The 14,633-nt window shown below is 72.5% G+C and carries 10 protein-coding genes; 3 read left to right on the forward strand and 7 right to left on the reverse strand.

Annotation, left to right across the window (positions count from 1 at the left end):
- Positions 1–16: 16 nt before the first annotated feature.
- From FB391_RS04305 to FB391_RS04320, 4 genes are all read right to left on the reverse strand, one after another.
- Positions 17–268 (reverse strand): hypothetical protein, encoded by a 252-nt coding sequence (locus FB391_RS04305; protein ID WP_141893025.1) that lies wholly within the window; start codon positions 266–268, stop codon positions 17–19.
- Entirely contained in the window at positions 265–567 is a 303-nt protein-coding gene (locus FB391_RS04310; RefSeq protein WP_141893026.1) for a DUF4242 domain-containing protein, read from the reverse strand. Before FB391_RS04310 ends, FB391_RS04305 begins: the two co-directional genes overlap by 4 nt.
- A gap of 117 nt (positions 568–684) precedes the next feature.
- Positions 685–1,584: a diacylglycerol kinase gene (locus FB391_RS04315; protein ID WP_141893027.1), complete on the reverse strand. Its 900-nt coding sequence runs from the start codon at positions 1,582–1,584 to the stop codon at positions 685–687.
- A complete protein-coding gene (locus FB391_RS04320; RefSeq protein WP_141893028.1) occupies positions 1,581–3,239 on the reverse strand; it encodes an FAD-binding oxidoreductase in 1,659 nt (552 codons plus the stop codon). The genes FB391_RS04315 and FB391_RS04320 overlap by 4 nt, the downstream gene beginning before the upstream one ends.
- 71 nt (positions 3,240–3,310) lie before the next feature.
- Between FB391_RS04320 and FB391_RS04325 the strand changes: the two genes are divergently transcribed.
- Positions 3,311–4,870, forward strand: coding sequence for a glycerol-3-phosphate dehydrogenase/oxidase (locus FB391_RS04325; protein ID WP_141893029.1), 1,560 nt, complete (start codon positions 3,311–3,313; stop codon positions 4,868–4,870).
- Between the two features lie 170 nt (positions 4,871–5,040).
- The gene (locus FB391_RS04330; RefSeq protein ID WP_141893030.1) at positions 5,041–6,381 is read left to right on the forward strand and encodes an APC family permease; all 1,341 of its coding nucleotides are present in this window, start codon (positions 5,041–5,043) and stop codon (positions 6,379–6,381) included.
- 63 nt (positions 6,382–6,444) lie between these two features.
- Here the strand turns inward: FB391_RS04330 and FB391_RS04335 are convergent, their stop codons facing one another.
- On the reverse strand, positions 6,445–10,185 hold the full coding sequence (locus tag FB391_RS04335) for a multifunctional oxoglutarate decarboxylase/oxoglutarate dehydrogenase thiamine pyrophosphate-binding subunit/dihydrolipoyllysine-residue succinyltransferase subunit (RefSeq protein ID WP_141893031.1): 3,741 nt from the start codon (positions 10,183–10,185) through the stop codon (positions 6,445–6,447).
- A 177-nt stretch (positions 10,186–10,362) separates the two neighbouring features.
- On the opposite strand from FB391_RS04335, the gene guaB1 reads away from it, so the two are divergent.
- Positions 10,363–11,820: a GMP reductase gene (gene guaB1, locus FB391_RS04340; RefSeq protein WP_141893032.1), complete on the forward strand. Its 1,458-nt coding sequence runs from the start codon at positions 10,363–10,365 to the stop codon at positions 11,818–11,820.
- 403 nt (positions 11,821–12,223) lie between these two features.
- Here guaB1 and FB391_RS19875 read toward each other — a convergent pair whose 3' ends face one another.
- Together FB391_RS19875 and FB391_RS04350 are read right to left on the reverse strand one after the other, a co-directional pair.
- Positions 12,224–13,189, reverse strand: a complete 966-nt coding sequence (locus FB391_RS19875; RefSeq protein ID WP_246093349.1) for a hypothetical protein — start codon at positions 13,187–13,189, stop codon at positions 12,224–12,226.
- 411 nt (positions 13,190–13,600) lie between these two features.
- Positions 13,601–14,476 carry an LLM class flavin-dependent oxidoreductase gene (locus tag FB391_RS04350; RefSeq protein ID WP_141893033.1) on the reverse strand — a complete coding sequence of 292 codons (876 nt, stop codon included), beginning with the start codon at positions 14,474–14,476 and terminating at the stop codon, positions 13,601–13,603.
- Positions 14,477–14,633: the final 157 nt, after the last annotated feature.

Raw genomic sequence — 14,633 nt, forward strand, 5'->3', positions numbered from 1 at the left:
GTCCCGCCGCGGCGGGTCAGCGGGGGACGGGTCCGCCGAGTGCGACGTCGGCGTAGGCACCCGCACGCATGGCCTCCAAGGCGTAGGCGACCGTGCGCCGCCGGGTCATCTCGGCGTGGTCGACGGCGGAGCGACGGCGGGATGCCGTCGCGCCGGCGCGCGCCGCCGCGACGAGCCGCAGCATCCCGCGTCGCACGCCGGCCGCCAGGGCGCGCAGCGCGGCGCCCTGCTCGGCCATCGCGGCCGGCGTGACGTAGACCGCGGTCATGCCGCCACCTCGGCGGAGGGCATCCCGTCGTCGGCGGTCTGCGGGCCGAACTCGGCGACCACCTCCGACACCACGTCGGCGGGGAACCCGCCGCGGCGCGCGTGCTCGCGGACCGTCTCGGGCTCGTCGGTGCGGTGGATGCAGTAGAGCTTGTCGCCGGCGACGTAGGTCGTGACCCACTCGTACGAGACGCCGAGCGACTCGACGGCACGGTTGGAGGTCCGGGCGATCTCGACGAGGTCGTCGTGGCTGAGCTGCGAGGCGCCGGGGACGTTGCGTTCGATGATGAAGGTGTTCATGGTCTTCCGATCTGTGAGGCACCCGGGCTGTCCGGGATGACTCCATCGTCGGGACCGGGAGCGCGCGTCACATCGGGAGGAGCTCCCCATGTTCCGCGGCGGACGGACCGCCGGCACCTAGGGCGTGAAGATCGTGAGCGCCCCGGGCACCATGTCGATCGTCAGCGGCAGCGCGCCGATCGGGTCGCCGTCCGCGTACGCGGTGACGCCGGGAGAGGCGAGCCGCACCGATCGCACGCGCGTGATCGAGACCTCGGGGACGATCGCATGCGTGCCGCGGTACACCTTCGGCAGCAGCCGGAGCAGACGCAGCCGCCCCGCGGGACGCACGAGCACGAGGTCGAGCAGACCGTCGGAGGGGTCCGCGTCGGGCGCGATCGGGATGCCGCCCCCGTAGGTCCGCCCGTTGCCCACGGTCGCCATCACGAGGTCGCCGTGCACCTCGCCCCGCGTACCGTCGGCGCCTTCGTACGCGATGTCGTACGGGATGCCGGCCAGCGTCAGGAACTCGACGAGGATCGCGATGTTGTAGCGCGACCCTCCGCGCGGCCAGCGCATGGCGTTGGCGCGGTCGTTGACCTTGGAGTCGAAGCCGCTGGCGAGCACCGAGCCGAAGAACCGGGTCGAGCCGTCGTCGCGCGTGACCCGGGCGAGGTCGATGCTCCGCGTGACCCCTCCGGCGATCGCGTCGGCGGCGGCCGCCACGTCGAGCTCGCGGAGCCCCAGCGTGGCGGCGAAGTCGTTGCCGGTGCCCGCCGGGACGATGCCGAGCGGGATGCCGGTCCCGGCGAGCTCCTGAAGCGCGAGGTTGACGGTGCCGTCGCCGCCGGCCACGGCCACCGCGTCCACGCCGGCCTCGATCGCCGCGCGCAGCAGCTCGGACGACTCGGCCGCGCTGCCGCCGCTCAGGATCGACGTCTGCAAGCCGTGCGCGCGCAGGCGCTCCGCAGCGTTCGTCGCGGCACCGGTGTGCGCGCCCGCGCGGGCCGCCGGGTTGACCAGCAGCGCGACCCTCACGCGGGAGCTCCGGCTCCGGCATCCGTCATGCGGTCGGCTGCGACCAGCGCGCCAGGGTTCATGATCCCGTGGGGGTCCAGCGTCGCTTTGACGGCTCGCAGCACCTCGACGCCGAGCGGACCGATCTCGGACTGCAGGTAGGCGCGATGATCGCGCCCGACCGCGTGGTGGTGCGTGATGGTGCCGTGGGCTGCGCCGATCGCCCGGGACGCGGCATCCTTCGCTTCCGCCCACTGCCCCTGCGGATCGTCGGTCAACGCGGCGACCACGGTGAAGTAGAGGGAGGCTCCGGCGGGGTAGACGTGCGAGATGTGGCACATCACGATCGGCTTCGTGCCGACGGCGGTGAGGCTCGCGGTCAACGCGTCGGTCACGTCCTGCCTGAGTGCCGGCAGCCGCGCCCATGTCGTCGCCGTCTCGAGCGTCTCGGCGAGGACCCCGATGTCCATGAGGGTGTCGCGCAGGCCCGGCGAGGCGAAGCGGCCGCGCTCCCACGAGCGGGCCGGCTCGTCGCCGCGGGACTTCGCGCCGTGCCCGGCGAACACGGCGTCGAGCGCGTCGCGGGTCGCCTCGGCCTCGGCGGCCGTCGCACCCTCGAAGGTCGCGACCGCCAGGCAGCCGCGCAGACGCGTCAGATGGCCGCCCAGCGTCGCGTTCACGCGCGTCTCGGTCTCGTCGCTCAGCCTCAGCACGGTGGGGCGGATGCCGCGCTGCGTCGCCTCGCGGAACGCCGCGGCCCCCGACGCGAAGTCGGGGAACGTCCAGGCACGGTACTCCGTCACCGCCGGCACGGGCCTGATGCGGACGGTGACCTCGGTGAGCACGCCGAACGCCCCCTCGGAGCCGAGGAACAGCTCGCGCAGGTCAGGACCCGCGGCGCTCGCCGGGGCGCGCCCGAGGTCCAGGTCGCCCCGCGGCGTCGCGACCCGAAGCGCATGGACGAGGTCGTCGAAGCGTCCGTACCCGCGGGAGGCCTGTCCGCTGGACCGGGTCGCGGCGAAGCCGCCGAGCGAGGCGTACACGAAGCTCTGCGGGAAGTGGCCGAGCGTGTAGCCGCGGGCGCCGAGCAGCTCCTCGGCCTGCGGGCCCGTCGTGCCGGCGCCGAAGGTCGCCAGCAGCGACACCTCGTCGAGGGCGCGCAGCGACGCCGTCCGGGCCAGGTCGAGCGCGATCACCGCGTGCTGTGCGCCGCGCACCGGATCGACGCCGCCGACGACCGAGGTTCCTCCGCCGAACGGCACGACGGCGATGCGGCGCTCGTCGCACGCGCGCAGCACGGCGGCGACCTCCGCGTGATCGGCGGGCGACACGACCGCGTCCGGCGCCGTCTGCGGGTCGTCGAGGCGCCGTCGCAGCAGATCGGGCGTGCTCTTGCCGCCGAGGTGCAGCGCGCGCACGTCGTCGTCGCGCGTGGCGTTGCCGGCACCCACGATGCGGGCGAGCGCGTCGAGGTCGTCGTCCCGGAGGAGCGACGGGGTGAGCGCCGGGCGCTCGCGGCGCGGCACCGGGTGCGCCTTGCCCGGCACCACGGCGCCGACGATCGCACGGGCCGCTGCCGGCAGCCGGGCGGGATCCGGATCCCACGCGTCCCAGGGTCCCCGCTCGCGGGGCGCGGGCGTCGCAGGCAGCGGCTCAGGGGCGGACGTCGTCGGCATCCGGCCAGTATCGCACCGGCCGGGGTGCGCGCCGCGAGGCGCGGGTGCACGGCGTGGGGCATCATGAAGACGTGACCCGCATCCTCGGACGGACGCCGCAGACCTCGGCGCTCTCGGCTGCGCGCCGCGCGCGCGAGCTCGACGCGCTGGCGGCGGCCGGCGAGGTCGACGTCCTCGTCATCGGCGGCGGGGTCACCGGGACCGGGATCGCGCTGGATGCCGCGGCCCGCGGCCTGCGGACGGTGCTGGTCGAACGCCACGATCTCGCGCACGGCACGAGCCGCTTCAGCTCGAAGCTCGTGCACGGCGGGCTGCGCTACCTGGCCTCGCGGCAGATCGGCATCGCGCGCGAGAGCGCCGTCGAGCGCCACATCCTGCTGACCCGCACCGCGCCACACCTCACCCGCGCACTGGCGCAGGTGGTGCCGCTGTACGACCCGGGAGCCCTCACGAAGGGCGCCTACATCGGGTTCGGCTACGAGCTCGGCGACGGCCTGCGCCGCGCGGTCCGCACGCCCGGCTCGGTCCTGCACGCCCCGGGCGTCATCAGCCCCGAGACCGCCCGCAGGCTCGCACCCGCGCTGCGCGGCGAGAGCCTGCGCGGCGCCGTGCGCGGCTGGGACGGGCAGCTGGTCGACGACGCGCGGCTGGTCGTGGCGGTGGCCCGCACCGCGGCGGGGCACGGGGCATCCATCATCACGCGGGTCGAAGCGGTCTCGGTGGACGGGCACGGCGCCCGGCTGCACGACCTCGTCACCGGTCAGACCCTCGGCGTCCAGGCGCGCGCCGTCGTCAACGCGACCGGCGTGTGGGCCGGTGAGCTCGACCCGGACGTGCGGCTGCGGCCCAGCCGCGGCACGCACCTGATCGTGTCGACCGAGCGCCTGGGCGGCTCGGATGTGTCGCTCACGGTGCCGATTCCGGGATCGTCGAGCAGGTTCGTGTTCACGCTCCCCGCGGTCCACGGCCGCACCTACATCGGCCTGACCGACGTCCCCGTCGACGGGCCGATGCCTGACGTCGCCCACGCGAGCGCCGACGAGATCGACTATCTGCTGGGGGTCGTCAACACCGTGCTGGCCTCTCCGCTCACGCGCGAGGACGTGCTCGCGACCTACGCGGGGATGCGGCCCCTGCTGGCGGCCGCCCACGATGACGACGAGACCAGCGACCTCTCGCGTCGCCACGAGATCCTGGAGTCGGCCTCGGGCGTGCTGAGCGTGGTCGGTGGCAAGCTCACCACCTACCGCCGCATGGCCGAGGACGCGGTGGACGCCGTGATCCGCCGCGACCCGGCCTTCCCGTCACATCCGTCTCCGACGCGCGCGCTCCCGCTGGTCGGCGCGTGGCCCAGGCCCCGACTGGGCGAGATCGACGCGGCGCCTCGACTGGTGCGCCGGTACGGCGCCGAGGCGCCGTACGTCGCGGCGCTCGCGGACGGGCCGTGGGCCGCCCTCGGGGTGACAGCCCAGGAGCTGGAATGGGGCGTCCGGGTCGAGGGTGCGCTGAGCGTCGACGACCTGGTCGACCGCCGCACCCGGCTCGGTCTCGTGCCCGCCGATCGCGAGGCGTCGATGGATGCCGCCGCCGCCGCGTTCGCCCGCGCCGGGGTCGACCCGCTCGAGGCGTGAGCGGCGTCCAGGAGTCAGGACCAGGGCGGGTGTGCCGACCGGCGCGCCCTCCGGTCTTCTCCGCGATCCGGCGCTGATCCGCAATCGAGGATCAGCGTTTGGCAGGAAAGCGCGCGGGAACGGCCGGGGCGCGTGACGCGGAGGTCGGATGCCGCGGCCACACTTGAGCGGTGACCTCGACGCATCCGCACGGCAGCCTCGGCATCGTGCAGGGCACCGCCCTGTACATCGCATCGGTGCTCGGCACCGGGCTGCTCGTCCTGCCGGGGCTGGCCGCAGACGTCGCGGGACCGGCATCCGTCGTCGCCGTGATCGCGGTGATCGTGCTGTCGGTGCCGTTGGCCGGCACGTTCGCGGCGCTCGCCGCCCGCTACCCGGATCCCGGCGGGGTCGCCAGCTATGTGCGACGCGCGCTGGGCCCGACCGCGGCGCGGGCGACCGGCTACTGGTTCTTCTTCGGCGTCGGCGCGGGATTCCCTGTCCTGGCGATCCTCGGCGGCGAGTACCTGACCGCGATCCTCCACCTCGACCGGTCGGCGGTCGCGCTGCTCGCGATCGTGATCGTGCTCCCGCCGTTCGCGATCAACCTGCTCGGCGTCCGCGTCGCGGGATGGGTGCAGTTCGTGCTCACCGGGCTCCTGGTCGCCATCGTCGTGCTGCTCGTGAGCGCCGCCTTTCCGGCGACCGAGGCGTCGCGGTTCGAGCCGTTCCTCCCACACGGGTGGGCGGGCGTCGGCACGGCCATCAGCCTGTTCGTCTGGGCGTTCGCCGGCTGGGAGGTCGGCACCCACATCTCGGGGGAGTTCCGCGATCCCCGGCGCATCATCCCGCGTGCCACCGCGATCGCCCTGGTCGTCACCGGGATGGCCTACCTGCTCCTTCAGATCGTGACGGTGGGGGTGCTCGGCGAGTCCGCGGGCGACGGAGCCGTGCCGCTGCTGGCGCTCGCGGACGCGGTCGCCCCCGGCGTCGGGCGTACCGCCGTCGGCGTCGTGGCCGCCATCGTCGTCCTCGGCGTGCTGAACTCGTACCTCGCGGCCTTCGGCAAGCTCGGCGCCTCGCTCGCCGCCAACGGCGACCTGCCCCGGTTCCTCGCGCCCGGCGCGCAGGCCGGCGGCATCCCACGGCGCGCCCTGCTGCTGTTCTTCATGGTCGCCATGACGTACCTGGGGATCGCGCTGGCCACGGGCGGCCAGGTGCAGACGTTCATCCTCATCCACACCAGCAACATGGTCTCGATCTACGCCGTCGGCATGATCGCCGCGACGCTGATCCTGCCGCGCTTCACGGTCGGCTGGGTCATGGCCGTGGTGGCTGCCGTCCTGTCGGTGGGGCTCATGCTCCTCGCCGGGGCCAACCTGCTGCCCGCCGCGGCGCTCGCGCTCGTCGCGATCGCGGTCACGGTGTGGCGGCGGTGGCGTCGAGGCCGCCGGCCGGACGCGAACGCTCCCGAGACGGGAGCCGATCCCCAAGCCGCCGCCGAGGTGAAGACGGCGACGACTCGGGCCTGACGCGATCCGGCCCCGGACGCCTCAGCGGAGCTGGGCGGCCGGGGCCGGATCGACGTCGTCGGGTCAGGAGACCGTCAGCGCCTCCTGCAGGATCGCCGCCTGCTCGGCCGCGTGCACCTTCGGCGAACCGGTCGCGGTGGACGCCGCGGAGGCGCGCGAGATGCGGCTGATCGTGCGGCCGTTCAGGTGCTTCACGACCTCGAGTGCGATGAAGGGCCACGCCCCCTGGTTCTCGGGCTCGTCCTGCACCCACACCAGCTCGGCGTTCGGGTACGAGTCGATGACGGCGTTGAGCTCCTCGATCGGCGCGGGGTAGTACTGCTCCAGGCGCACCAGGGCGACCGCCGGGTTGGAGTTCTTGTCGAGCTCGGCGCGCAGATCCCAGTGGATCTTGCCGGCGTGCAGCAGCACGCGCTTGACGGCCGACTTGTCGACGCCGCGGTTGTCGTCCAGCACCGGCTCGAACCGGCCGGTGAGGAAGTCCTCGACCGGGCTGGTCGCGCCGCGCAGGCGCAGCATCGCCTTCGGCGTGAAGACGACCAGCGGCCGGCGCGGGCGGGCGTACGCCTGACGACGCAGCAGGTGGAAGTACGATGCAGGCGTCGACGGCCGCGCGACGGTCATGTTCTCCTGCGCGCACAGCTGCAGGTAGCGCTCGATGCGGGCCGACGAGTGGTCCGGTCCCTGACCCTCGTAGCCGTGGGGGAGCAGCAGGACGACGCTCGACTGCTGGCCCCACTTCTGATCGGCCGACGAGATGAACTCGTCGATCACCGACTGGGCGCCGTTGGCGAAGTCGCCGAACTGGGCCTCCCACAGCACGAGCGAGTCGGCGCGCTCGACGGAGTAGCCGTATTCGAACGCCATCGCGGCGTACTCGCTCAGCAGCGAGTCGTAGACGTAGAAGCGGCCCTGGTCCTCGCTGAGGTTCGTGAGCGGGATCCACTCCTGGCCGTTCGCACGGTCGTGCAGCACGGCGTGGCGCTGCACGAACGTGCCGCGACGCGAGTCCTGGCCGGCCAGGCGGACGTTGGTCTTCTCCAGCAGGAGCGAGCCGAACGCGAGCAGCTCGCCGAAGCCCCAGTCAATGGAGCCGTTGCGGCTCATGTCGAGACGCTTGTCGAGCAGCTGCTGCAGCTTCGTATGGACCGTGAAGCCCTCGGGCTTGTTCACGAACGTGTCGCCGATGAGGTTGATCGCCTCACGCGAGACGCCGGTGGTCTCGGGCTCGCCGGTGGCGGGCTCGGTGGCAGCGGCATCCGGGACGACGACGGGCGACGAGCCGGTCTCGGCCGCGTGGGTCTCGGCGAACGCGATCTCGAGGCGGTTCTGGAAGTCCTGCTTGGCCTTCTCGTACTCCTCCTCGGTGATGTCACCGCGACCGACCAGCGCCTCCGTGTACAGGCGGCGCACCGAGCGCTTGGCCTCGATGAGGTTGGTCATCAGCGGCTGCGTCATCGACGGGTCGTCGCCTTCGTTGTGGCCGCGGCGGCGGTAGCAGACGAGGTCGACCACGACGTCGCGGTGGAACCGCTCGCGGTACGCGAACGCCAGCTGCGCCACCCGGGTGACGGCCTCGGGGTCGTCGCCGTTCACGTGGAAGATCGGCGCCTGGATCGTCTTGGCGACATCGGTCGCGTACACGGAGGTGCGCGCGTCGGTGGGCGTCGTGGTGAAGCCCACCTGGTTGTTGACCACAACGTGGACGGTGCCGCCGGTGCGGTAGCCGCGCAGCTGCGACATCTGCAGCGTCTCGAACACGACGCCCTGGCCCGCGAAGGCCGCGTCGCCGTGGACGAGGATCGGCAGCCAGGTGAACGTGCCGATCGGCTTGCGGTCCTGCTTCGCGCGGACGATGCCCTCCAGCACGCCGTCGACCGTCTCGAGGTGCGACGGGTTGGCGGCGAGGTAGACCGGCAGCTCGGACTGGTTGTCGGCGACGAAGGTGCCCTCGGTGCCGAGGTGGTACTTCACGTCGCCCGACCCGCTCTTCGAGCCGATAGCGACCGACCCCTCGAACTCGCGGAAGATCTGGCTGTAGGTCTTGCCGGCGATGTTGGTGAGCACGTTCAGGCGGCCGCGGTGGGCCATGCCGATCGCGGCGCCGTCGAGGCCCGCCTCTGCGGCGCCCTGCAGGATCTCGTCGAGGAGCGGGATCAGCGACTCGCCGCCCTCGAGGCTGAAGCGCTTCTGGCCGACGTACTTCGTCTGCAGGAACGTCTCGAACGCCTCGGCCTGGTTCAGCTTGTCGAGGATGCGCAGCTGCTCGTCGTGGCCCGGCTTCTGGTACTTGACCTCGACGTTCTCCTGGAACCAGGCGCGCTGGCCCGGATCCTGGATGTGCATGTACTCGATGCCGATGGTGCGGCAGTACGAGTCGCGCAGCACGCCGAGGATGTCGCGCAGCTTCATCTGGCGCTTGCCCCCGAACCCGCCGGTGACGAACTCGCGGTCGAGGTCCCAGAACGTGAGGCCGTGGCTCTCGATCTCGAGGTCGGGGTGCGTGCGCTGCACGTACTCGAGCGGGTCGATGTCGGCCATCAGGTGGCCGCGCACCCGGAACGAGTTGATGAGCTCCTGCACGCGGGCCTGCTTGTCGACGCGCTCCGCGAGGTCGACGTTGATGTCGGCCGCCCAGTGGATCGGCGCGTACGGGATGCGCAGCGCGGCGAAGATGTCTTCGTAGAATCCGCGCTGCCCGATGAGCAGCTCGTGCACCTTCTTGAGGAACTCGCCCGAGCCGGCGCCCTGGATGACGCGGTGGTCGTAGGTGCTCGTCAGGGTGATGGTCTTGCCGATCGCCAGCTCGTTGAGCGTCTTGTCGCTCGCGCCCTGGAACTCGGCGGGGTATTCGAGGGCGCCGGCGCCGACGATGCAGCCCTGGCCCTTCATCAGGCGCGGCACCGAGTGCACGGTGCCGATGCCGCCGGGGTTGGTGAGCGACAGCGTCGTTCCCTGGAAGTCCGCCGCGGTCAGCTTGTTGTTGCGGGCGCGCGTGACGAGGTCCTCGTACGTGGTGAGGTACTCGTTGAACGTCAGCTGCTCGGCGCGCTTGATGCTCGGCACGAGCAGTGCGCGGGTGCCGTCGGGCTTGGGCAGGTCGATCGCGATGCCCAGGTTGACGTGCGCGGGCGCCACCACCGACGGCTTGCCGTCGATCTCGGCGTAGAACACGTTCTGGCTCGGGAACTCCTTGAGCGCCTGGATGAGCGCCCAGCCGATCAGGTGCGTGAAGCTGACCTTGCCGCCGCGGCTGCGGGCCATGTGGTTGTTGATGACGATGCGGTTGTCGATCATCAGCTTCGCCGGCACCGTGCGCACGCTCGTCGCGGTGGGGACCGTGAGCGACTCGTCCATGTTGGCGGCGAGCGTCTTGGGCATGCCGCGCAGCGGCGTGACGACGTCGGCCTCCGGGGCGGGGGCGTCAGCCGAGGACGGCTGCGCCTTGGGCGCCTGCGCCGGGATCGGCTGCGGCGCCGCCGGGCGGGCGGTGGTGCGGGCCACGGGCTGTGCGCCGATCACGGGGATCGGGGCGGTCACCGGTCGCGGCTCGGCGGACGCGGGCTGCGTCGTGGCCGGGGGCGTCGCCTCCGAGGCCGGTGCGGCGGCCGGTGCCGCCGCCGCAGCGGGAGCCGCTGCCGCCGTTCCGTCGGCGGGGTGGTAGGCCTCGAGGACGGGCCACCACGCCTTGTCGACGGAGTTCTTGTCGATCTTGAACTGCTCGTACAGCTCCTCGACGAGCCACTCGTTGGCTCCGAACTCACCTTCGTTCGAAACCCCGACGCCCGTCACCTGGCTCGACACGCTGAATCGCCTGCTTTCATCGCTGAAGTTGTGGGTCGTGCGCAGGGTGCTGACACCTGGACACGCATCGGTTAAGCCTAGCCCAGTCCGCGGGCCCGGTCCCGGCCCCACCGTGGCGAGAACCTGAAAGAACCCGCATGATTCGCCGCACAGCAACTGTCACTACCCTTGGCAGTCATGGAGTTCTACGGCGAAACCCCCGATGTCGACCTGACGTACTCGGACGTCTTCCTCGTGCCGCGCCGCTCGGCGATCACGAGCCGCCTCGACGTGGACCTCGCGCCGGGCGACGGCACGACCGCGACCCTGCCGCTCGTGTCGGCCAACATGAACTCCGTCACCGGCGCCCGTCTGGCGGCGACGCTCGCGCGCCGCGGCGGCCTCGGCGTGCTGCCGCAGGACATGCCGCTGCAGGAGCTCGACGCCGCGATCCGGTGGGTCAAGGCGCAGCCGGTGCAGTGGGACACGCCGCTCGTGCTCCCGCCCGACGCGACGGTCGCCGACGCGGCGCGGCTGCTGCCTCCGACCGAGGGACACGGCATCGTGGTCGCGGACGCGTCCACCGGCCACGTCGACGCCGACGACATCCTGGGCATCGTGCCGGCCACGCGCCTGGGCACGGCGCTGCCCGATGCCCGCCTGGGCGACCTGGCGCGCGGGCGGGCGGCATCCGTCGACGCGGAAGACATCGACAGCGCGCGACACGCGTTCGACGTGATCGTCGCCGCCGACGCCGAGACGGTATGCGTCCTGCAGCACGGGCACCTGGTCGGCACCCTGTCGCGCCGCAGTGCGCTGCGCTCGACGCTGTACCGGCCCGCGGTCGACGCATCCGGACGCCTCATCGTGGCAGCCGCCGTCGGCATCAACGGCGACGTCGCCGCCAAGGCGAAGGCTCTCGCGGCCGCGGGTGTCGACGTCCTCGTCGTCGACACCGCGCACGGTCACCAGGAGGGGATGCTGCGTGCCCTGCGCGCCGTCGCGGACCTCGATCTCGGCATCCCGATCGCTGCCGGCAACATCGTCAGCGCCGAAGGCGTGCACGACCTCGTGACCGCGGGCGCCACGATCCTCAAGGTGGGTGTCGGACCGGGCGCGATGTGCACGACCCGCATGATGACCGCCGTCGGGCGTCCGCAGTTCTCGGCGGTGCTCGAGACCGCCGAGGCGGCCCGCGTCATGGGCGCGCACGTGTGGGCCGACGGCGGTGTGCGCTACCCGCGCGACGTCGCCCTCGCGCTCGCCGCCGGCGCCGCGTCGGTCATGATCGGCTCGTGGTTCGCCGGCACCATCGAGGCGCCCGGCGAGCTGCAGCTGGATGACGCGGGCCGCGCCTACAAGGAGTCGTGGGGCATGGCCTCGACGAAGGCCGTGCACGAGCGCTTCGGCCGCCTCGACCCGTACGAGCTCGCCCGCAAGGAACTGTTCGCCGAGGGCATCTCGTCGTCGAGGATCTACCTCGATCCGCTGCGTCCCGGTCTGGAGGACCTGCTCGACATGATCACGTCGGGCGTGCGCTCGTCGTTCACGTACGCGGGCGCCTCGACGGTCGCCGAGTTCCACGACCGCGCGCGCGTGGGCCTGCAGTCCGCCGCGGGCTACGAAGAGGGCAAGGCGCTGCCCGTCAGCTGGTGAGGAGTGGATGCCGGGCGCCCGGCATCCTGTCCTCGCATCCAGTCCTCCGACCCTGCACCCTTCGGAGGCCCTCCGCCGGCCTGCGTCCGGGGATGGTGCGGATCCTGCGTCGTCGCACCCGGCATGCGCTGTCGGACTGGCGCGACTACCTTCCTTCGCGCTGCCGAAATCGGCATGCGCTGCTGCTTGTTACGGGCGCGGATGCCGATTTCGACAGCGCGGACGAACAGGGGGGCGAGTCCGAGTGGCTGCTGCTGTCGCCGCGGCGCAGCGAACTGGTGGATCCAGGGGATCCCGGCGCCCTCGCACGTCGGCACGGAGGCCGCCGGCCGGACGCGGCCGTGGGCGGGACGGAGCCGATCGGGCGTCCGGCGCACGTCGCCCGTGGCTGCGGCGGAGCGCGCTACGGCCGCGGCTTGGTGCTGGGCAGCCCGTCGGCAGTGAGGACGTCGTACACGAGCCGCGGGTTGTCGAAATCGGTGGCCTCAAGCCGCGAGAACCCGCGGACTTCGCGGCGGATCTCGTTCTCGCGGTTCTTCTCGTCGATGACGATCTCGTGCGGATCGCGGTCGTCGCCGAAGTCCGGACTGAGGTACTTGCCGCGCCCGTCGACTTCGAGCCAGTGGTCGTGCTCGGGGAAGTAGCGGTCGCCGAACACCAGTCTTCCGCTGCGGAGGATCCGTCGTTCCTGCGACCGGGACCGCGGGAAGCCGAGGCTGCGCAGCACGTGGGCGGCCTTCGTCTCGCGTGGGTTCGCGGCGCCAGGATCGGCGACATCCAGCACGCGGCGGGCACGCACGTCGCCGCGCTGTCGGGGTACCGCATCGAGGAGCGACGTCAGTTCTTCGACAGTCGTCAGGGGTCCGCCGTCGCGATCCCTCCAGATCGCCTGGTCGACGGCGCTCGCGGCTACCAGGAACGGTGCACTTCGGGCGATGTCGAGGGCGGTCTGGGCCGGAGTGGTGAGTTCGTGCATGCCGAAGGGCTCTCGCTCCACGCCCTCGAGTCCGATGGCGCGTCGCTTGACCGCGCCACCGGAACGTCCGCCCGTCGCGCGCTCGATCCTCACGTCGACGCGACGGGGCCACGCGCCCAAAATGTCGATGTCGTGCTGGGCGGCCGCCGCGAAGTGCGAGATGACCGCGCCGGGCTCGAGCCGCCGCGCGACCTCATCGACCAGGACCCGATGCCGCTGGATCGGGCGGAGTCTGCGCCACTCGGCGGTCACGACGTACGAGCCGGCCGTGATCCGCGTCCAGGAGCCGGACGCAAGATTCCGGCGCAGCCGCCGATCATCGACGACGTCGAGCTGTTCGCGACGGCGCATGACCACGAGCTCGGTCGCTGACGGTGCGGTGGTGGACGACATCGCTCCACGATCCCCTGACGCGTGCCCGCCACGGCACGTCCGCTCACGATCTGTGGGCAGCGCCCGCCAGGTGGCCGCTGGGGAGGAACCGCCGTGCCGGGCAACGGCCAGCGTGCCTCGCCTTGCCCCGGGGTTCCTCGCGCTGCGTCGGGCCTCGCGCTGCCCTGGCGCCTTGCGCTGCCCTGGCGCCTCGCGTCGCCCTGCGCCTCGCGTTGCCCGGGTGCCCGCGAGTTCGCCCCCGCCGGAGGTGCGGCATCCCTTCGCTGCCGAGATCGGCATGCGCTGTCGAACTGGCGCGAGCACCTTCCTTCGCGCGGCCGAAATCGGCATGCGCTGCTGCTTTTTTCGGGCGCGGACGCCGATTTCGACAGCGCGAACCGAGATGGGGTCCCCTCCGGTCCGCGCGCGGCGTCAGCGCAGGCGCGACAGCGCGCGCTCGTGCACTGCGGGGTCGGAGTCCATGCCGGCGGGGGAGTCGGGGCCGTACACGACGAGCTCGTCGAACCCGAGCGCGTCAGCGCGCTCGGCGGCTGCGACGTACTCCCCGACGCTCGTCGTCGGCCGCACCCGGCCGAACCCGAGCAGCAGCGAGCGGCGCACACTCGTGGGGGCACGGCCGGCTTCGGCGCACGCGCGGACGAAGCCGTCGGCCTGACGGCCCAGCAGGTCCCAGTACTCGTCGGCGTCGAGCGCCGTCGATCCCGGGCCGCCGTACGTGTTCCAGGTGTCGGCGTGCGTCGCCGCCAGCGCGAGTGCGCGTGGACCGTGGGCGGCCAGGAGCAGCTCCGGCCGAGGCGTGCCCGACGGGGCGGCGATCGTCTCGAGGCCGTGGAACGAGAGCGTCGAGCCCTCCCAGTCCGTCGCGCCGTCCAGGACCGCCGAGTAGCCGCGCACGACGTCGGCGAACCGTGCCGCCATGGCGCGGGGCTCGTCGCGCACACCATGATCGGCGAGGGCGCACGTGGGCGCGCCCGCGCCGAGGCCGAGCACGAGGCGGCCGCCGGCGATGTCCTGCACCGTCATGGCGACGCGTGCGAGCGTCACCGGGGTGCGGAACACCGCCGAGGCGACGAGGGTGCCGAGTCGGACGCGCTCGGTGGCACCGGCTGCCGCGGTCAGCGTCGTGAACGCCTCGCTCAGCCACATCCCGGGCGCCGTGGCGTGGGTGAGGTGGTCGTAGGTGTACGCCACGTCGTAGCCGATGTCGTCGGCCCAGCGGTACCAGCGCTCCTGCGCGCGCCACGGGCCGACCGGGGGGATCACGACGCTGATCCTGTCGAGTGTCATCCCGACATCGTGTCACCGCGGACGCGGGTGCGGGTGGATGCCGGGGCCTCGGCATCCCGATCCGTCCAGGCCGCGGGCCGGCACCTGCCGTAGACTGTTCGGCACGATGGACGACCCCCCTAGTTGTAGACCCTCGCCCCACCGACCCGACTCCCGC

Source organism: Microbacterium kyungheense (genome assembly GCF_006783905.1).
Classification (GTDB): domain Bacteria; phylum Actinomycetota; class Actinomycetes; order Actinomycetales; family Microbacteriaceae; genus Microbacterium; species Microbacterium kyungheense.